The organism is Sinorhizobium sp. 7-81, from assembly GCF_030124405.1.
Classification (GTDB): domain Bacteria; phylum Pseudomonadota; class Alphaproteobacteria; order Rhizobiales; family Rhizobiaceae; genus Sinorhizobium; species Sinorhizobium psoraleae.
Genome location: NZ_JASKLT010000007.1, coordinates 83,269 through 101,196, shown reverse-complemented (window position 1 = coordinate 101,196; position 17,928 = coordinate 83,269). Strand labels below are relative to the sequence as shown.

Genomic DNA, 17,928 nt, shown 5'->3' with positions numbered 1-17,928 from the left:
GGTTCCTGCTTATTTGCAGTCTCCCGCATTGAAGACTTCGAGTTTGGCGAGTTTTCCACTCAGCACGAAATCTCCATAATCCATCGTCAGGTCGCGAGTAACCCCGTTCTCGTAGAGCTTGAACGACATGCGGTAGATAGGCAGTGCATCTCCGCTCTTGTCGTCATTGAAATAGGAGATCGTCACCGGCCAATAATTCTCTGCAGCCAACTGTCCCGCCTTGCCGACATCAGCGTCGTCCGATGCCGGCTTGCGGGCCTTGCCGACGAAGGTCGAGGTGATCAGCGTCTTGTCGCCCGTGTCGGAGCCGTCAAAGATGCGCGCTTCGAAAAACGCGTCACCCTTCTTCGCCCGTTCGATCACTTCCAGCATGTGCTCGGTCGGGAAGCGGCTTTCGGCGAGCGCCACCTCGCGCTTGTCCGGCGCCGTCAGTTCGACCTTGACGCCGGTCTTGTCCTCATGCGCACTGCCGCGGACTTCCTTGTCGAGTTTCTCGTCGGTGAAAGAACGCGTCAGAAAGCGGAAGTTGCCGTTCCGCATGTCTTCATAGGTGGTCGTCTGCTGGTCCGTAAGGCGAACTTCCTCGCCGGTGTCGACCTGGGTCATGAACCTGAAACTGACCGTGTAACCCTCGCAGGCCGAGCCGTTGAACTCGTAGACCATGCGGCCATACATGCTCGAAATGCCCGACCGATCGGACGCATCCTTCAGCTCCAGATCGTAAACGGCGCGGTGAGGCGCAAGCGCGCTCGCATTCGCAGCAGCGGCGTCCAAGCTCACCATCGCCGCGAAACAGACGCTTCCAAAACTGGCGCGACCGAAGCCTGTACGAAACATCCGTTTCCTCCTGTTGCACTCGCCGGCAATGCTATAAACAAACTGTCGGCAGAAGCGAGGCAGATCCGCGACGAAAGATTGACGCCCGTCGCGATCCAGCTTGCATGCCGGATTTTATCACAAAAGACAACAACGGAGCCTTCCATGTCCGCAGAGATCGAAACGCGCCTCGCCGAACTTGGCATTACCCTGCCCTTGGCAGCAGCGCCCGCAGCGAACTATGTTCCCTACGTGATCAGCGGCTCGATGCTCTATATTTCCGGGCAGTTGCCCATGGAAGGCGGCAAGGTCGCGGTGACGGGGCATGTCGGCAAGGATGTCGATGTCGCGACTGCCCAGCGTGCCGCGGAACTCTGCGCCATCAACATCCTGGCCCAGGCAAAGGCAGCGCTTTCCGACGATCTCGGGCGCATCCGCCGCCTCGTCAAGATCAACGGCTTCGTCGCGTCCGTCCCGGATTTCGTCGAACAGCACCTCGTCATCAACGGCGCGTCCAACCTGTTCGCCAACGTGCTTGGCGAAGCCGGCAAGCATGCGCGCGCCGCGGTGGGCATGGCCGCCCTACCCTTCAACGCGGCCGTCGAAATCGACGCCGTCATCGAAATCGCCTGATCCGAGGAATCGCATGAAGGATATTTCCTGGCTCAAGGCCCAACCGATCGCCCATCGGGGCTATCACGACATGAATCGGGAGGTTTGGGAAAACACGCTTTCAGCGTTTTCCCGCGCCGCCGAAGCGGGTTTCGCGATCGAATGCGACCTGCAATATACCGCCGACAGTATTCCGGTTGTCTTTCATGACGACACCACGGAGCGCCTTTGCGGCATAAGGGGAGATGTTCGGGCACGGACCGCAGGAGAGCTCGGGCTGATGTCGGTCGGCGGCACCAAGGACAAGGTGCCGACGCTGTCGCAGATGCTCCGCCTCGTTAACGGCCGAGTGCCGCTCGTCATCGAACTAAAGGGCCGGAGAGGCGACGACGAAGGCTTTGCCGCCGCGGTGCTCGATACGCTCGAAGGCTATAAGGGCCAGGTGGCGCTGATGAGCTTCGATCATTGGCTGCTGAAGGACCTCAAGGCGCTCGACGCGCCGTATCCCCTTGGCCTGACGGCCGAGGGCGCCGAGCCGGAGCGCTTCTTCGTGCATGAGGAAGCGATGCAGCTTGGCCTCGACTTCATCTCCTATTTCTACGGCCACCTGCCGAACGCCTTCATCAGCAAGGAACGCGCGCTTGGACACACCATCATCACCTGGACGGTGCGCGACCCGCAGGCGCAGGAACACACCTTCGCTCATGCCGATCAGATGACATTCGAGGGTTTCGATCCACGGGAGACCATGATTTCCTAAGCTCATGACAGACGCCATCAACATCCGCATCGAGCACTCGTTTACATCGATCTCACCGGCGAACTGGAATAGGCTCGCCGGCGCCTCGAAGCTGAGTACCAACGTTCCCTACAATCCCTTTGTCTCGCACGCCTACCTCTCCGCACTGGAGGAGTCAGGCTCAGCGACCGCCGAAACGGGATGGCTAGGGCAACATCTGCTGATGGAGGATGCGGACGGCTTCCTGCGCGGCGGCCTTGCCTGCTACATGAAAAGCCACAGCCAGGGCGAATACGTCTTCGACCATGGATGGGCCGACGCCTTCGAGCGCGCGGGTGGCCGCTACTATCCGAAGCTGCAGTGCTCCGTCCCCTTCACGCCGGCCACAGGACCACGCCTGCTCACCACCGAAGGGCGCGATCCGCAGCCGGTTCGCGATGCGCTTGCCGCGGGACTGAAGGAACTCACGCGCCGCCACGGCGTCTCCTCGGCTCACGTAACCTTCGTATCGGCGGACGAAATGCCGACCTTCGAACGGGCGGGCTTTCTTCATCGGACCGACCAGCAGTTTCATTTCACCAATGAAGGCTACGGATCCTACGGCGACTTTCTCGAAACGCTGGCATCCCGGAAGCGCAAGGCACTGAAAAAAGAACGCCGGACGGCAGTCGAAAGCGGCATAACGATCGATTGGCTGACTGCGAGTGATCTGACCGAGGCGATCTGGGACCAGTTCTTCTCCTTCTATATGGATACCGGCGGCCGCAAGTGGGGTCGCCCATACCTCACCCGTGCCTTCTATTCGCTGATCGGTGAAAGGATGGCCGACGACATCTTGCTCGTCATGGCCAAGCGCGGCGGCCGATATATCGCTGGTGCAATCAACTTCATCGGCAGTGACGCGCTCTACGGCCGGCATTGGGGGTGTGTCGAGGACCACCCGTTCCTGCACTTCGAGGTCTGCTACCATCAGGCGATCGATTTCGCGATCGCCAAGGGATTGAAGCGCGTCGAGGCGGGAGCACAAGGAGAGCACAAGCTCGCCCGCGGCTACATGCCCGTCACCACGCATTCGGCGCACTTCATCACCCACTCGGGGCTCGCGCGGGCGGTTGCCGATTATCTCGAACGCGAACGCCGCGATGTGGAAGAAACCGGCGAATTTCTTGCGGAGCACGGACCTTTCCGCAAAGGTGAGCGCTAGAGCGGATGAGGAAAAGTGTGTGCGGTTTTCCGCCCGCATCCCGCTTTAACTTATCGTGATCTGGGACGACTGACAGGACGCCGACCACGCCGGCGCGACATTACGAGGATAGGAAAATGAGCACGTATGACACGAACAATATCTTCGCCAAGATCCTGCGGGGCGAAATTCCATCTCACAAGGTCTACGAGGATGATGCTACGGTCGCCTTCATGGATGTGATGCCTCAGGCGGAAGGCCACGTCCTGGTGCTGCCCAAGACCCCTTCCCGCAACATTCTCGATGCCGACGCGGCAACGCTGCCCTCGCTGATCGGCACGGTTCAAAAGATCGCGATCGCGGCCAAGGAAGCTTTTGACGCGGACGGCGTGACGATCATGCAGTTCAACGAAGCGCCCGCCGGACAGTCCGTCTACCACCTGCACTTCCATGTCATACCCCGTCGCGAAGGCATTCCGCTGAAGCCGCATTCCGGCAAGATGGAAGATGGCGCAGTGCTTGCGGCGAACGCGGAAAAGATCCGCGGGGCGCTCTAAGCGGCCTCACCACCGGACAATATCTCCCGACGCCGGGAAGCAGTTCCCTCTGGACTAGAAACCCTGCCACCAGAGTCCGGCGGCGAGTGTCGCGATTGCCGTTGCGATGCCGACCGCCGGTATTTGGCGGGCGAGGAAAAACGCGATCGCGCCGAGCGCCACGGCTCCCAGCCGCAACCACAGAGGTGATTGTTCGAGAACGCCGTTCGGATAGAGGATAAGCTTCGCGATGACGGCCGCGACCAGCGCTGTCGCTACCGCCCTTACCCAGTTCAATGCCTCGGAATCCTCGCGAAGTCGCTTGCCGGCGAGCACGCCGAGCCATCTCCAGATATCGGTCGCGAGCCAGCCGGCAATCGCGATGAAGACATAGGCCCACCAACCTTCAAGCCACATCACGCGCCCGCCTCCCGTCGCGGGCGCCAGAACCGCTCGGCGAGCCAGGCGAGCGTTCCACCGCCGACGCCCGCAAGCAGGATGTCGAACTCCGGCAGCAGCCAATAGAAAAGCGGTCCCGCGACAAGGCCGGCGGCAAGCGCCAGATAGACCACGCGATGACGCGCGGAATTCCAGATCGAGGCGAGAAAATAGACAGGCGTCAGAAAGAAGAGGCAGCCGGCGACGATCGGCGGAAAGTCGGTGACGAGACGATACACGACTGCCACGAGCATCATGTTTGCGGCGACGAGCGCAATGCCGAAACCAGCGAAGAATGTCACGCGGTGCGGGCGCGGCACTTGTTGCACGCGCTCCATCGCAAACACCCAGGCGGTGATCGCGATAAAGTGCGACAATACGAGAAGCAGCCATGTTGGCGTCTTCGCCGTGCGCAATTCAGGGACAAGGGCTGCCACCATCGGCATGAGCCGCACGGACGAGAGCGTCACCGCGAGAAAGGTCGTCGCAAGGCTCGCGCCGCTCAGAACCGAGCTCACGAGGATAACCTTCGCGGGCAGCGCCCAGACAATGCCCGTCATGAACACGACCTGCTCCGGCGGGACGCCGGCCTGCACGGTCAGCGAACAAAAGCCGACGAAGGAAAGCATGAGGATCATGGCGGGCAGGCTGAATATTCCGCGCGCGCCGGTCAGGAACCAGGCGAGAGATGATCGTTCGTCTTCAACGCGTTCCATGGACACCTGCAAGTTACGCTTACTCACCTGCACCGAGCTTCAAAGAAAGGCCGCTGTAGCACTTTGAGTTGCTGCATGTCTTATCCTAATGCATGTCGCCCGAAAGTGTGCAGCGGTATCGGGACAACGACATGCATGCAAACAAGGACTTAGAGCGTGTCGCGTGACTCCAATTGAATGCGACGCGCTTTAGGTCGGCTCCGATTTAAGGAAACATGCGGTAACACGACCGTGCCGGATGAAGCTCATCCGGCACGGTCGTGTTTAATAGCGATCGCGTTACTTCTTGCGCGGCACCTTGGGGACCGTCCGGCCCTTCAGCGGGGCCGCCTCTGACGTGCGGTCCTTGGAGGATGCTTTCGCTGCAGTCTTCTTCGCCTTTGGCTTCGGCCCGGAGTCGGCGGCGACGGTTTCCTTCTCGTCGCCTTTCTTGGGCTTGGCGCCCTTACCTGCGGGACGCGACACTTCAGCCTTCGGCTTGATCGGCGCCGTTTCAGGGACGGCATCGAGCATCAGGCCCTTGGTACCGTCCTCCTTCGTGCCGATCGTCACCTTGACGACGCCACCCTTCTTGAGCTTGCCGAAGAGGATTTCGTCGGCAAGCGGCTTCTTGATGTTTTCCTGGATGACGCGTGCCAGAGGCCGTGCGCCCATCTTTTCGTCGTATCCCTTCTCGGCGAGCCAGGCGATAGCGTCGGGCGCGAGGTCGAAGGTCACGTTGCGTTCGGCAAGCTGCGTCTCGAGCTGCATGACGAACTTCTGCACGACCTGATGGATAACCGGCGTCGGCAGCGAGTTGAACGGAATGACAGCGTCCAGGCGGTTGCGGAATTCCGGCGTGAACAGCTTGTTCAGCGCCTCGATATCCTCGCCCTCACGCTTCGATGAGCCGAAGCCGATCGCCGGCCGAGCCATGTCGGACGCCCCCGCATTGGTCGTCATGATCAGGATGACGTTGCGGAAGTCGATCCTCTTGCCGTTGTGGTCAGTCAGCGAACCATGGTCCATCACCTGCAGGAGGATGTTGAACAGGTCCGGATGCGCCTTCTCGATCTCATCGAGGAGCAAGACGCAATGCGGATGCTGATCCACGCCGTCCGTCAGGAGACCGCCCTGGTCGAAGCCGACATAGCCGGGAGGTGCGCCGAGCAGGCGGGACACCGTGTGCCGCTCCATGTATTCCGACATGTCGAAACGCAGAAGCTCGACACCCAGCGAGGACGCCAGTTGCTTTGCCACCTCGGTCTTGCCGACACCGGTCGGGCCGGAGAACACATAGCAGCCGATCGGCTTGTTCGGTTCCCGGAGGCCGGCACGTGCCAGCTTGATCGACGAGGCGAGCGCCTCGATCGCCAGGTCCTGGCCATAGACCACGGATCTCAGCTCCTTCTCGAGATTGGCGAGAACCGTTTCATCGTCCTTGGATACGGTCTTCGGCGGAATACGCGCCATCGTCGCGATCGTCGCCTCGATCTCCTTCTCGGTGATCAGCTTGCGACGCTTGCCAGCGGGAAGCAGCATCTGCGCGGCCCCAGACTCGTCGATGACATCGATCGCCTTGTCCGGCAGCTTCCGATCGTTGATGTAGCGAGCGGAAAGCTCGACGGCAGCCTTGATGGCGTCGTTTGTGTATTTGAGGTGGTGATAATCCTCGAAATACGGCTTCAGCCCTCTCATGATCTCGATGGCGTCGGCAATCGTCGGTTCGTTGACGTCGATCTTCTGGAAACGGCGCACCAGCGCGCGATCCTTCTCGAAGAACTGGCGGTATTCCTTATAGGTCGTCGAACCGATGCAGCGGATCGAACCCGACGAGAGCGCCGGCTTCAGAAGATTGGACGCATCCATCGCGCCGCCCGACGTGGCACCGGCGCCAATCACCGTGTGGATCTCGTCGATGAAGAGCACGGCGCCCGGATAATCCTCGAGCTCCTTGACGACCTGCTTCAAACGCTCCTCGAAGTCGCCGCGGTAGCGCGTTCCGGCGAGCAGCGTTCCCATGTCGAGCGAGAAGATCGTGGCGTCTTCGAGCGCCTCCGGCACCTTCTTTTCGACGATGCGCTTGGCAAGGCCCTCGGCAATCGCAGTCTTGCCGACGCCGGGGTCACCGACATAGAGCGGGTTGTTCTTGGACCTGCGGCAGAGCACCTGGATCGTACGATTGACTTCGGCATGGCGGCCGATCAACGGATCGATCTTTCCGGATTTCGCCTTCTCGTTGAGGTTTACGCAGTAGGCGGTCAGCGCGTCCTGCTGCTTCTTCGGGCCGGCTTCCTCGCTTTCGCGGGGCGCTTTCTGCTCGGAATCCTGATCCTCAGCCCCGCGCACCGGCCGCGACTCTGAGCTTCCCGGCCGCTTGCCGATTCCATGCGAAATGAAGTTGACCGCATCGTAGCGGGTCATCTCCTGCTCCTGCAGGAAATAGGCGGCGTGGCTTTCGCGCTCGGCAAAGATCGCCACCAGCACGTTGGCGCCCGTCACCTCCTCCCGGCCGGAGGATTGCACGTGGATGACCGCACGCTGAATCACGCGCTGGAAACCGGCGGTCGGCTTGGAATCTTCGTCATAGCCGGTAACGAGGTTCGACAGTTCGTTGTCGACGTAGTCCGTCACGGTCTTGCGAAGTGTTTCGAGATTTACGTTGCACGCGCCCATCACAGCAGCCGCATCGGCATCGTCGATCAATGCCAGCAGCAGGTGCTCGAGCGTCGCATATTCATGGTGGCGCTCGTTGGCAAAAGTCAGTGCCTGATGCAGCGCCTTTTCGAGGCTGGGCGAAAATGTTGGCACGTTAGTTCCTCATTTCTTTTCCATGACGCATTGCAACGGATGTTGATGCTGCCTGGCGAAATCCATCACCTGCGTCACCTTGGTTTCGGCGACTTCGTAGGTGAAGACGCCGCACTCTCCCACACCGTGGTTGTGGACGTGGAGCATGATGCGGGTCGCTTCTTCCCGATCCTTCTGGAAGAAGCGCTCCAGAATATGGATGACGAATTCCATCGGCGTGTAATCGTCATTCAAAAGCAGAACACGATACAGACTCGGCTTTTTGGTCTTCGGCTTGGTACGCGTGATAACGGAGGTGCCACGACTGGCGCCGCCTCCGTCTCCTTCGCTTCCCTGCTGCATCCGGACCGGCATGGCGATCATTCTTGTTCGTTCCTTGTACAGCCGCACATCCAACGAACGTGGCTGCGGCGTGCTTGTCCTTATCTAATAGTTCGTTTCCGAATTTTAAGGCCGAACCAACGCACTGCAATCATATTCGCACGGCGAAACACAAGATTGATCAACTTTCTTGGGGCATAAGCGGCCGGCATTTCAAAAAGCAAGAAGGCCGGCCGCGGCAACCGCGACCGGCCTTCTTACGATGGCGATGGTCTTTGTCGTCAGGCCGCGGCGGCAGACTTGACTGCTGAAGTCGCCTTGGCGACCGGCGCCTCGTAAGGCTTATAGGCATCCTTGGCGAGGTCAGCGTACATCTCGCCGATCTTCGTCGCCTCGGCGACAAAACCTTCGTAGCTCGCCTTCAGATAATTGGTTTGAAGCTCAAAAGCAGCTTCAAGGCTCTTGGTATTGGTCAGCTTTTCGAAATGGGAAATTCCGTCCTCGAAGGACTTCTTCGAATAGTCCGCTGCTTCCGTCGCAATGGCCTGAAAACCCTTGGTCAGGGTCGAATAGCTTTTGACAGCAACGTCAATGGCTTCTTTGCTTTTCTTGTTCGCATCGTCGAAGTTAAACATCAGGGTGTCTCCTTTGGACGGCTTAACTGTTAGTCAGTTTATGTGCAGTGCACAAAAAGTCAAGTTCTGTGTGCGACGCAATAAAACGCTGTTCTTGCAACGACTTGATGAAAATTCGTGACAAAACTGGGAATTTTTTTCGCGCGAGCGCGTTAAATATGACTTTTAATGAAAAAACCCGGCCTGATTGCTCAGAACCGGGTGGAAGATCCGACGATGGATGTCGATCTCACAGGTCGATGTCGAGGATCGCCATCGAGAAATTGTACGAAAGCTCTCCATCCTCTTCGTCGCGGAAAACGACACCGAGGAATTCGTCGCCGAGATAGACCTCCGCGGACTCGTCCTTCTTCGGCCGTGCCTTGACGACCATCGATTGGTTGAAGGTGCGCTTGAAATAGGCTTCAAGCTTTCGGATCTCTTCGGGCTTCAAATCTCTTCTCCGTGGATGTTTGATTTGCGGCGCTTCTCGCACGCGGAATTGCCAAGTGTAAACCCACTTGGACACCGGGCGTCCCTCCAGACTTGCGAAGTCGCCGTATCGGCTTGAATTTCTGTCCAATTTTCTGCAAGGCACGAACCGGACGCGAGCGGAAAACCGCTCGCAACTGCCTCGTCCCATCAAAACGCCTGCGACCCGAGCAATCGGCAAGGGCTGCTGCGGCGCCGGTGCTCCTATCTGCTCAGATGTCGAAGCTGGCCAGGATCTGGTCCATCTGGCGCGACGGCTCGGAACACCCGGCCTCGCCCACGACCTTTGCTGGAACGCCTGCCACCGTCGTTTTTGGGGGAACGGGCTTCAGCACGACGGAACCGGCGGCCACGCGCGAGCAATGGCCGATGTGGATATTGCCGAGAATCTTCGCACCCGCCCCGATCAACACGCCGTCACCGATCTTCGGGTGACGATCGCTACCCTCCTTGCCGGTGCCGCCAAGCGTCACGCCATGCAGGATCGACACATTGTCGCCAATGGCTGCCGTTTCGCCGACCACGAGGCCGGTCGCGTGATCGAGGAAGATGCCGCGCCCGATCCGGGCTGCAGGATTGATGTCGGTCTGAAAGACGCTGGAGGAGCGGCTCTGCAGATACAGTGCGAAATCCCTCCGACCCTGGTTCCATAGCCAGTGGGCAAGGCGATGCGTCTGGATAGCGTGGAATCCCTTGAAATAGAGCACAGCTTCGATGAACCGCGTGCACGCCGGGTCGCGATCATAGACCGCCTGGATGTCGACGCGCAGGATCGCGCCCCATTCCGGCCAGTCCTCCAGCATTTCGGCGAAGGTCTGACGCAGCAAGTTTGCCTGCAGGTCCGGATGGTCCAGCCGTTCGCAAATCCGGTAGATGACAGCCTCTTCCAGGGAGTGCTGATTGACGACGGTCGAATACAAGAACGCTGCCAGCATCGGATCGCGCTCGGCGGCGACCCGGGCTTCCTCGCGCAGGCTGTCCCAGATCGGGTCTATCGCCTTGAACGATTCCGTATGGCGCAGTTCGGTCTTGGCGACCATAGTCGCTCTCCTTCATGATCGATCGATGGTTTCGAATATAGGGTAATTCCCGGTCGACATAAATGGGTGCCCGACATTTCAGCCACCGGTCGCAGATCCGCTTTACGCTCGCCCGACCTCGCCAAGAAATTCGAGCACGGCCTTCTTGAACACGCGGTCACCGACTGCCAGCATATGATCGCGCCCCGGAATGTCGAGCGCCCTCGCCCGCGGCATAAGCGCGGCAAGCTCCTGCGCCGATCCGGCAATCTCGTCCTTCGTTCCGACACCGATCAGTACCGGTACGTCGATGTGCGCCACATCTTCGGCCGAAAGCAGATCACGCGACGTGGAAATGCAGGCCGCAAGTGCTTGGCGGTCGCTCTTGGTCTGATCGGCAAAGGCACGAAACATTCGGCCGCGCGCATGCGTCACGCTCTCCAGCGACGGTGCAAGCAACGCGTCGGCGATCGGATCCCAGTCTCCGACCCCACTCACCATGCCTATTCCGAGGCCGCCGAACACGAGCGAGCGCACGCGCTCCGGATGCATTAAAGCCAGGAATGCTGAAATGCGCGCGCCCATCGAATAGCCCATGACATGCGCCTCGCCGATTCCGAGATGGACCAAAAGCGCCGCCGCATCCCCTGCCATCTGTTGCGGATGGTAGAGCGAAGGATCGTAGGGCTTGCTGCTCTTTCCATGGCCGCGATTGTCCAAGGCAATAACCCTGTAGCCGGCGTCGCCAAGCGTCTTCAACCAGCCCGGATACACCCAGTTGACATTGGCGCTCGACGCAAAACCGTGAATGAGGAGGATAGGTTCTCCAGACGGATCGCCTTCGTCGAAGAAGGCGATCTCCAGTCCCTCATGCGCGAAGTGCGAAAATGGCGGCGGGATCAGATCCATGTCTCGTTTCCTGAAGGGTCGTTCTGTTTCGGCGCAAACTAGGTTGTAACGCCCTCGCGTGAAACCCCCGGCCGTCCAAAAACCCACAGGCGCGGCATGTTTGCCGCTACACATTTACGGCAAAGCTCACTATGGTGCCGGCAAATTCACATCCAGAGACTTGCATTCATCGGAGCATGACATGGCCGGCCACAGCATCCCGCATTTTCAGAATGACGGCGGACACCAGGCGATCGAGATCGGCGTCAAGGAATTCATGTGCACGGGCGCATCCGTTCCCTTCGACCACCCCCACATCTTCATCGACATGGGCGACGACAACGAGAAGGTCTGCTCCTATTGTTCGACGCTCTACCGCTATAATCCTTCGCTGAAGGCAACGGAGACGAATCCTCCGGAGTGCCTCTTCACCAGCAAGGCCGCTTAAGTCGCCCCAACTCACCGCCAAGAGATCGATGCAAAACGCTGGTCCGGTTGCAATTGTGGGCGCCGGTATCGCCGGCCTGACGACGGCTCTCTGCCTCGCCCGGCAGGGTTTCGAGACGGAAATATTCGAACAGGCCGACGCTTTGAAAGAAGTGGGCGCTGGGTTGCAATTGTCGCCGAATGCGTCACGCATCCTCATCGAACTCGGTCTGCTTCCTGCTCTCGAAAGTGTCTGGAGCGAGCCGGACTCGATTGCGCTTGTCGACGGCCACTCGTTACGTTCGCTCGCAAGCGTGCCGGCTGGTGCCCGTGCCCGCAACCGGTGGGCGGCTCCCTATGGCGTCCTGCACCGCGCCAGCCTGCAGAAGATCCTGTTCGACGCGGTCAAAGCCGAGCCGCGCTGCCGCGTTCACCTTGGCTGCCGGATCGAGAGCGAGCCGGAGGCAGCCATCGATCGCTCGATGATGCGGCGTCCGCAGGTAATCGTCGGCGCCGACGGTATCTGGTCGCGGACAAGGGCGTCCATTCCGGGCGCCGGCGCCGTGCGGTTCTCGGGCAACATCGCGTGGCGCATGATGCTGCCGGGCGCTGAGGCGACGGCCTGCCTGTCGGCCGATCGCGTCACAGCTTTCCTCGGTCCCAATGCGCACCTCGTCGCCTACCCGATCAAGGAGATCGGCGGCTTCAACCTTGTTGGGATCGTCGGGGGCGAGGCCGCCGACAGCGTGTGGATCGGCAAGGATTCCGAAGACAGACGGCGCGAACTCGCAGCAGCTTTCGATGGATGGCATCCCAAACTGCGCGAGCTTCTGACGCGCGCTACCGCGGCGACCTACTGGCCCTTGTGCACCGTCGATGACGGCGCGTGGCACGACGGGGCGAGAACCATTCTCATCGGCGATGCAGCTCATGCCATGACGCCATTTGCGGCCCAGGGCGCCGCAATGGCAATCGAGGATGCGCGAGAACTCGCGCAGTGCCTCGCTGAAGCCCAGGATATCCCCTCCGCATTTGCCGGATATGATCGCGTACGGCGGTCGCGGATCGATCGTGTGCGGAAGCGCGCTGCCTTCAACCGATTCGCCTATCACGCCCGCGGCCCGGTGAGGCTGGGGCGCGATCTGGTTCTGGCCCTCAAGGGTCCCGAAGCGCTGGCTGCCGACCTTGATTGGCTCTACGGTTACGGCGCTACTGCATCTATCCTTAAATCGTAGCCGATTTAAGGATAAAAACATGCGCCAATTCAAAGCGCTACAGCGACCTTTCCGCGTCCGATTGGACGCGCGGCGCTGTAGGGGACGCTGAAGCGTTAAACAGCGTTGGCGGCGGCGAAGCCCGCTTCGATGTCACGGCGAAGATCCGGCACGTCTTCCAGCCCGATCTGCAATCGGATCACCGGCCCTTCCGACGGCGCCTTCGCCACCTTGCGGTCGGAGAGATTGACGTGAACGGCGAGGCTTTCGAAGCCGCCCCAGGAATAGCCGAGACCGAACAGCGAGAGCGCGTCGAGGAAGGCATGGGCCTTGGTCCTGAACTTTTCCGGGCTGTCGGCCTTCAGGACAAAGGAGAAGATTCCGCTCGCACCGCCGAAGTCGCGCTTCCAGAGGTCATGTCCCGGAAAGCTCGGCAGCGCCGGATGCAGCACGCGCGCAACCTCGTCGCGGCTCTCGAGCCACCCGGCAATCGCCAGCGCGCTCGCCTGATGCCGTTCGAGGCGAATCCCCATCGTGCGCAAGCCCCTGAGGATCTGGTAGCTGTCGTCCGGTGATGCGCAGACGCCGAGCGTGACCATCGCCTCGGTTAGCGCCGGCCAATGGGCGACATTCGCCGACACGGTTCCGAACAGCACGTCGGAGTGCCCTGACGGGTATTTCGTCGCCGCATGAATCGAGACGTCCACACCGTGATCGAGCGGGCGGAAATAAACCGCCGTCGCCCAGGTATTGTCCATCGTCACAACGCAGCCGTGGCGGTGCGCCGCAGCCGCAATCGCACGAATGTCCTGCATTTCGAACGTATTCGAGCCCGGCGCCTCGGTATGCACCAGGCGCGTGTTCGGCCGGATCAGGCTCTCGATGGCGGCACCGATCATCGGATCGTAATATTCGACGGTGACACCGAGGCGCTTCAGCATCGTGTCGCAGAAATGCCGTGTCGGGAAGTAAACCGAATCGACCACGAGGGCGTGGTCCCCGGCGGACAGATAGGTCAGGAACGGCACCGTGACGGCCGCCAATCCCGAGGGCACGAGAATCGTTCCGGCAGCGCCCTCGAGCTCGTTGATCGCCTCACAAAGCGCGTCGGTCGTCGGTGTGCCACGCGTCCCGTATGTGTATTTCTGCGCCCGGCTTTCCATGGTCCTGGCGTTAGGAAACAGCACGGTGGAAGCGTGCACCACCGGCGGATTGACGAAACCGTGGAAATCCGAGGGATTGTTGCCGGAGTGCGCCAGACGGGTGTTGATGCCCGTTTCCTTGAGCGCGCTGATCTTGTCTGCCATTGAAAAATCCGCTGTTTGAATTCGACGCCAACTCATCGAACGCAGCACCCGCCGGGTCAAGGGAAAATTCCGGCGAAAGGCCGACGGCGGGTGCAAAATGCCGACCTGGCCGTTTTTTGTTCAAAGAAGCCCAGTTCCCGGCGAGAACTTGCCTAAACTTCTGGCGAAGTTCGGGTTTTTCACATGCAAAATCAGAAAATCGGCAACATCTCTTGACCCTTGTGAATTTTGAGCATGAGATAGATTGCACTCACGCCAGGAGGGTGGCGGAGGCTGCACGCGCCGACAGAGCGCGACTGTGCAGACGGGAACTAACGACAACCGAAAAGGTTCAAAAAATGGCAAGACGAATTCTGACAGCTCTGGTTGGCGCTGCTGTCATGGGTATTGGCGCACCTGCGGCATCGGCTGCAACCCTTGACGACGTGAAGGCCAAAGGCTTCGTGCAGTGCGGCGTCAACACCGGTCTGGCCGGTTTCTCCGCTCCCGACGCTTCCGGCAACTGGGCTGGTTTCGACGTGGACTATTGCAAGGCAATCGCCGCGGCCGTTTTCGGCGACGGCAGCAAGGTCAAGTATACTCCGACTTCCGCCAAGGAGCGCTTTCCAGCGCTGCAGTCGGGCGAAGTCGATGTTCTGGCTCGCAACACGACCTGGTCCATCAACCGCGACACCGCGCTCGGCTTCAACTTCCGCACGGTCAACTACTACGACGGCCAGGGCTTCATGGTCCGCAAGGGCCTCAACGTGAAGTCGGCGCTTGAACTTTCCGGCGCTGCCGTCTGCGTGCAGACCGGCACGACCACCGAATTGAACCTTGCCGACTACTTCAAGTCGAACAACCTGCAGTACAATCCGGTCGTCTTCGAGAAGCTCGACGAAGTGAACGCCGCCTACGACGCGGGCCGTTGCGACGTCTACACCACCGACCAGTCCGGCCTCTACTCTCTCCGCCTGACGCTTTCGAAGCCGGATGATCACATGATCCTGCCGGAAATCATCTCGAAGGAGCCGCTTGGCCCGGCCGTCCGCCAGGGCGACGACCAGTGGTTCGACATCGTCAGCTGGGTTCACTACGCGCTGGTCCAGGCTGAAGAATTCGGCATCACCCAGGCGAACGTCGAAGAGATGAAGAAGTCGACCAACCCTGACGTCCAGCGCTTCCTTGGCGTTGAGGCCGACAGCAAGATCGGTACCGACCTCGGCCTGACCAATGAGTGGGCCGTCAACATCATCAAGGCCGTCGGCAACTACGGCGAAGTCTTCGATCGCAACATCGGTGCCGGCAGCCCGCTGAAAATCGAGCGCGGACTGAATGCGCTCTGGAGCAAGGGCGGCATCCAGTACGCACCGCCGGTCCGCTGATCGCCTGCGACTTTGGAGGAGCGGGAAACCGCTCCTCCATCCCAACGATAAGAACACTCAAAAAGAGTGGATAGGGGAAAGAGGCATTGCATGGCCATTGGCGCAACAACCACGCCTGAAAAAGAGAAATCTGCCGGTTCATTCATCAACGATCCGCAGGTGCGCGGGATTTTCTACCAGGCAATCACGGTCATTATCCTCGCACTACTGATTTACTGGATCGCCGACAATACGATCGAGAACCTGAGGCGCGCGAACATCGCTTCCGGATACGGCTTTGTCAGGGGCCGCGCAGGCTTCGACGTCGGACAATCCCTGATCGCCTTCACGAGTGATTCCACCTATGGCCGCGCGCTGGTGGTCGGCTTCTTGAATACCTTGCTTGTAGCGATTGCGGGGATCATCACGGCAACGATCATCGGCTTCATCGTCGGCATCGGCCGCCTGTCGCACAACTGGATCATTGCGAAACTGTCGCTCGCCTATGTCGAGGTTTTTCGCAACATTCCTCCGTTGCTCGTCATCTTCTTCTGGTACAGCGGCGTTCTTGCTGTGTTGCCGCAGGCGCGTGAAGCGCTTGCCCTCCCCTTGAATGTCTTCGTGAGCAACCGCGGCGTCGCCTTCCCGAGACCTGTCTTCGGAGACGGTTTTCAGTACACGCTCTACGCCTTCATCCTTGCCGCGCTCGCCAGCTTCCTGGTCAGCCGCTATGCACGCCGGAAGCAGGCCGAGACCGGCCAGCGCATTCCGGTGCTTTGGACAGTGCTCGGGCTCGTCATCGGCTTGCCGCTGGTGACGTTCGTTGCGACGGGAGCACCACTTACCTTCGATGTGCCTGTTGCAGGCAAGTTCAACCTCACCGGCGGTTCGGTCGTCGGGCCGGAATTCCTGTCGCTGTTCCTTGCGCTTTCCTTCTACACCGCAGCGTTCATCGCGGAGATCGTCCGCGCGGGCATTCGCGGCGTGTCCAAGGGGCAGACGGAGGCGGCGCACGCGCTCGGCATCCGCCCCAGGTTGACGACGCGCCTGGTGGTCGTGCCGCAGGCAATGAGGATCATCATCCCGCCGCTGACCAGCCAGTATCTTAATCTCACCAAGAACTCGTCGCTCGCGATCGCTATCGGCTATGCCGACCTCGTCGCCGTCGGCGGTACGATCCTGAACCAGACCGGGCAAGCGATCGAGGTGGTCAGCATATGGCTCATCGTCTATCTGAGCCTCAGTCTCGCGACGTCGCTGTTCATGAACTGGTACAACGCTCGCATGGCTCTGGTGGAGAGGTGAGATCATGAACACGCACCAGGCAAGTTTTGTTCGTGCCTCGATGATCGAGGCCTCACCGGCACCGTTGCTGGAAAGCGGCGTTGCTTACTGGCTGAGAAAGAATCTCTTCGCCACGCCGAAGGACACGGCCCTGACGATCATCAGCCTGCTTGTTTTGGCATGGCTGATTCCGCCGGCAATCCAATGGCTCTTCATCGACGCGGCCTGGAGTGGCGGCGGTCGTGGCGTTTGCGCCACGGTGGCGCAGGGCGGCTCGCAACCGGATGGCTGGAGTGGTGCCTGCTGGGCTTTCGTCAACGCGAAGTTCAGCCAGTTCATCTTCGGGCGCTATCCGCCTGATGAACGTTGGCGGCCCGCTCTCGTCGGTATCATCTTCGTGCTCTTCCTCGTACCGATGCTGATCCCGAAGGTTCCATACAAGGGACTGAACGCGTTTCTCCTCCTCGTCGTGCTGCCGATCCTCTCCATCATTCTGCTGCCGGGCGGCTGGTTTGGCCTGACCTATGTAGAGACGCCGCTCTGGGGCGGCCTCATGGTCACGCTCGTCCTTTCGTTCGTCGGCATTGCAGTCTCGCTTCCTCTGGGCGTGCTGCTGGCGCTCGGCAGGCGCTCGACGATGCCCGTGATCAAGATGCTCTGCACGATCTTCATCGAGATCGTTCGCGGCATTCCGCTGATTACAGTGCTTTTCATGGCGAGCGTGATGCTGCCGCTGTTCCTGCCGCAGGGCGTCACTTTCGACAAATTCCTGCGCGCCCTGATCGGCGTATCGCTCTTCGCGTCGGCCTATATGGCGGAGGTCGTGCGCGGTGGCCTGCAGGCGATCCCGAAGGGCCAATATGAAGGCGCCGATTCGCTCGGCCTGGGTTACTGGCAGAAAATGAACCTGATCATCCTGCCGCAGGCGCTGAAGCTCGTGATCCCCGGGATCGTGAACACCTTCATCGGCCTGTTCAAGGATACATCGCTGGTCTCGATCATCGGCATGTTCGACCTTCTCGGCATCGTCCGGCTGAATTTCTCGGATACGAATTGGGCTTCTGCGGTTACGCCGGTCTCGGGTCTGATTTTTGCAGGCTTCATATTCTGGCTTTTCTGCTTCGGCATGTCGCGCTATTCAGGCTTTATGGAGCGAGTGCTCGACACGAGCCAACAACGATAAAAAGGGG

The 17,928-nt window shown here is 60.1% G+C and carries 19 protein-coding genes; 9 read left to right on the top strand and 10 right to left on the bottom strand.

All coding sequences use genetic code 11. The features are described 5' to 3' along the window. Positions 1 to 9: 9 nt before the first annotated feature. Entirely contained in the window at positions 10 to 837 is an 828-nt protein-coding gene (locus tag QN224_RS22195) for a cell envelope integrity EipB family protein (RefSeq protein WP_283978395.1), read from the bottom strand. A 144-nt stretch (positions 838 to 981) separates the two neighbouring features. On the opposite strand from QN224_RS22195, the gene QN224_RS22190 reads away from it, so the two are divergent. The 4 genes from QN224_RS22190 to QN224_RS22175 all read left to right on the top strand — a co-directional run bounded on the left by QN224_RS22190 (position 982) and on the right by QN224_RS22175 (position 3,907). Beyond that, positions 982 to 1,449 carry a RidA family protein gene (locus QN224_RS22190; RefSeq protein WP_283978394.1) on the top strand — a complete coding sequence of 156 codons (468 nt, stop codon included), beginning with the start codon at positions 982 to 984 and terminating at the stop codon, positions 1,447 to 1,449. Between the two features lie 13 nt (positions 1,450 to 1,462). After that, complete coding sequence (locus QN224_RS22185) at positions 1,463 to 2,188, top strand: glycerophosphodiester phosphodiesterase (RefSeq protein ID WP_173512723.1); 726 nt, start codon at positions 1,463 to 1,465, stop codon at positions 2,186 to 2,188. A gap of 4 nt (positions 2,189 to 2,192) precedes the next feature. Then, a complete protein-coding gene (locus QN224_RS22180) occupies positions 2,193 to 3,371 on the top strand; it encodes a GNAT family N-acetyltransferase (RefSeq protein ID WP_283978393.1) in 1,179 nt (392 codons plus the stop codon). 116 nt (positions 3,372 to 3,487) lie between these two features. Beyond that, positions 3,488 to 3,907, top strand: coding sequence for an HIT family protein (locus tag QN224_RS22175; protein ID WP_173512721.1), 420 nt, complete (start codon positions 3,488 to 3,490; stop codon positions 3,905 to 3,907). A 54-nt stretch (positions 3,908 to 3,961) separates the two neighbouring features. Here the strand turns inward: QN224_RS22175 and QN224_RS22170 are convergent, their stop codons facing one another. The 8 genes from QN224_RS22170 to QN224_RS22135 form a co-directional block, all read right to left on the bottom strand. Next, on the bottom strand, positions 3,962 to 4,303 hold the full coding sequence (locus tag QN224_RS22170; RefSeq protein ID WP_269284241.1) for an AzlD domain-containing protein: 342 nt from the start codon (positions 4,301 to 4,303) through the stop codon (positions 3,962 to 3,964). Beyond that, entirely contained in the window at positions 4,303 to 5,040 is a 738-nt protein-coding gene (locus QN224_RS22165; protein ID WP_283978392.1) for an AzlC family ABC transporter permease, read from the bottom strand. The genes QN224_RS22170 and QN224_RS22165 overlap by 1 nt, the downstream gene beginning before the upstream one ends. Before the next feature lie 279 nt (positions 5,041 to 5,319). Then, positions 5,320 to 7,830 carry an ATP-dependent Clp protease ATP-binding subunit ClpA gene (gene clpA, locus QN224_RS22160; RefSeq protein ID WP_173512719.1) on the bottom strand — a complete coding sequence of 837 codons (2,511 nt, stop codon included), beginning with the start codon at positions 7,828 to 7,830 and terminating at the stop codon, positions 5,320 to 5,322. A gap of 9 nt (positions 7,831 to 7,839) precedes the next feature. Next, the gene (gene clpS / locus QN224_RS22155; protein ID WP_173512718.1) at positions 7,840 to 8,193 is read right to left on the bottom strand and encodes an ATP-dependent Clp protease adapter ClpS; all 354 of its coding nucleotides are present in this window, start codon (positions 8,191 to 8,193) and stop codon (positions 7,840 to 7,842) included. Between the two features lie 239 nt (positions 8,194 to 8,432). Then, positions 8,433 to 8,786 carry a phasin family protein gene (locus QN224_RS22150; protein WP_173512717.1) on the bottom strand — a complete coding sequence of 118 codons (354 nt, stop codon included), beginning with the start codon at positions 8,784 to 8,786 and terminating at the stop codon, positions 8,433 to 8,435. Between the two features lie 229 nt (positions 8,787 to 9,015). Further along, the gene (locus QN224_RS22145) at positions 9,016 to 9,219 is read right to left on the bottom strand and encodes a DUF3126 family protein (RefSeq protein WP_034854672.1); all 204 of its coding nucleotides are present in this window, start codon (positions 9,217 to 9,219) and stop codon (positions 9,016 to 9,018) included. Between the two features lie 250 nt (positions 9,220 to 9,469). Beyond that, the gene (cysE, locus tag QN224_RS22140) at positions 9,470 to 10,297 is read right to left on the bottom strand and encodes a serine O-acetyltransferase (RefSeq protein WP_283978391.1); all 828 of its coding nucleotides are present in this window, start codon (positions 10,295 to 10,297) and stop codon (positions 9,470 to 9,472) included. Positions 10,298 to 10,399: 102 nt separating this feature from the next. Further along, on the bottom strand, positions 10,400 to 11,185 hold the full coding sequence (locus QN224_RS22135; RefSeq protein ID WP_283978390.1) for an alpha/beta hydrolase: 786 nt from the start codon (positions 11,183 to 11,185) through the stop codon (positions 10,400 to 10,402). Between the two features lie 181 nt (positions 11,186 to 11,366). Here QN224_RS22135 and QN224_RS22130 point away from each other — a divergent pair, with 181 nt between their 5' ends. Further along, on the top strand, positions 11,367 to 11,612 hold the full coding sequence (locus QN224_RS22130) for a zinc-finger domain-containing protein (protein WP_283978389.1): 246 nt from the start codon (positions 11,367 to 11,369) through the stop codon (positions 11,610 to 11,612). A 28-nt stretch (positions 11,613 to 11,640) separates the two neighbouring features. After that, entirely contained in the window at positions 11,641 to 12,825 is a 1,185-nt protein-coding gene (locus QN224_RS22125) for an FAD-dependent oxidoreductase (protein ID WP_283978388.1), read from the top strand. 95 nt (positions 12,826 to 12,920) lie between these two features. Here the strand turns inward: QN224_RS22125 and QN224_RS22120 are convergent, their stop codons facing one another. Then, positions 12,921 to 14,111, bottom strand: coding sequence for a cystathionine beta-lyase (locus QN224_RS22120; protein ID WP_283978387.1), 1,191 nt, complete (start codon positions 14,109 to 14,111; stop codon positions 12,921 to 12,923). A 338-nt stretch (positions 14,112 to 14,449) separates the two neighbouring features. On the opposite strand from QN224_RS22120, the gene QN224_RS22115 reads away from it, so the two are divergent. From QN224_RS22115 to QN224_RS22105, 3 genes are all read left to right on the top strand, one after another. After that, the gene (locus QN224_RS22115) at positions 14,450 to 15,475 is read left to right on the top strand and encodes an amino acid ABC transporter substrate-binding protein (protein WP_173512711.1); all 1,026 of its coding nucleotides are present in this window, start codon (positions 14,450 to 14,452) and stop codon (positions 15,473 to 15,475) included. A 90-nt stretch (positions 15,476 to 15,565) separates the two neighbouring features. Further along, positions 15,566 to 16,759, top strand: coding sequence for an amino acid ABC transporter permease (locus tag QN224_RS22110; RefSeq protein WP_283978386.1), 1,194 nt, complete (start codon positions 15,566 to 15,568; stop codon positions 16,757 to 16,759). 4 nt (positions 16,760 to 16,763) lie between these two features. After that, positions 16,764 to 17,921, top strand: a complete 1,158-nt coding sequence (locus QN224_RS22105) for an ABC transporter permease subunit (protein WP_283978385.1) — start codon at positions 16,764 to 16,766, stop codon at positions 17,919 to 17,921. Positions 17,922 to 17,928: the final 7 nt, after the last annotated feature.

Coding starts and splice junctions, on each gene's coding strand:
- QN224_RS22195 (WP_283978395.1), bottom strand. CDS start 837: ATGTTTCGTACAGGCTTCGGTCGCGCCAGTTTTGGAAGCGTCTGTTTC.
- QN224_RS22190 (WP_283978394.1), top strand. CDS start 982: ATGTCCGCAGAGATCGAAACGCGCCTCGCCGAACTTGGCATTACCCTG.
- QN224_RS22185 (WP_173512723.1), top strand. CDS start 1,463: ATGAAGGATATTTCCTGGCTCAAGGCCCAACCGATCGCCCATCGGGGC.
- QN224_RS22180 (WP_283978393.1), top strand. CDS start 2,193: ATGACAGACGCCATCAACATCCGCATCGAGCACTCGTTTACATCGATC.
- QN224_RS22175 (WP_173512721.1), top strand. CDS start 3,488: ATGAGCACGTATGACACGAACAATATCTTCGCCAAGATCCTGCGGGGC.
- QN224_RS22170 (WP_269284241.1), bottom strand. CDS start 4,303: ATGTGGCTTGAAGGTTGGTGGGCCTATGTCTTCATCGCGATTGCCGGC.
- QN224_RS22165 (WP_283978392.1), bottom strand. CDS start 5,040: ATGGAACGCGTTGAAGACGAACGATCATCTCTCGCCTGGTTCCTGACC.
- clpS (WP_173512718.1), bottom strand. CDS start 8,193: ATGATCGCCATGCCGGTCCGGATGCAGCAGGGAAGCGAAGGAGACGGA.
- QN224_RS22150 (WP_173512717.1), bottom strand. CDS start 8,786: ATGTTTAACTTCGACGATGCGAACAAGAAAAGCAAAGAAGCCATTGAC.
- cysE (WP_283978391.1), bottom strand. CDS start 10,297: ATGGTCGCCAAGACCGAACTGCGCCATACGGAATCGTTCAAGGCGATA.
- QN224_RS22135 (WP_283978390.1), bottom strand. CDS start 11,185: ATGGATCTGATCCCGCCGCCATTTTCGCACTTCGCGCATGAGGGACTG.
- QN224_RS22130 (WP_283978389.1), top strand. CDS start 11,367: ATGGCCGGCCACAGCATCCCGCATTTTCAGAATGACGGCGGACACCAG.
- QN224_RS22125 (WP_283978388.1), top strand. CDS start 11,641: ATGCAAAACGCTGGTCCGGTTGCAATTGTGGGCGCCGGTATCGCCGGC.
- QN224_RS22120 (WP_283978387.1), bottom strand. CDS start 14,111: ATGGCAGACAAGATCAGCGCGCTCAAGGAAACGGGCATCAACACCCGT.
- QN224_RS22115 (WP_173512711.1), top strand. CDS start 14,450: ATGGCAAGACGAATTCTGACAGCTCTGGTTGGCGCTGCTGTCATGGGT.
- QN224_RS22110 (WP_283978386.1), top strand. CDS start 15,566: ATGGCCATTGGCGCAACAACCACGCCTGAAAAAGAGAAATCTGCCGGT.
- QN224_RS22105 (WP_283978385.1), top strand. CDS start 16,764: ATGAACACGCACCAGGCAAGTTTTGTTCGTGCCTCGATGATCGAGGCC.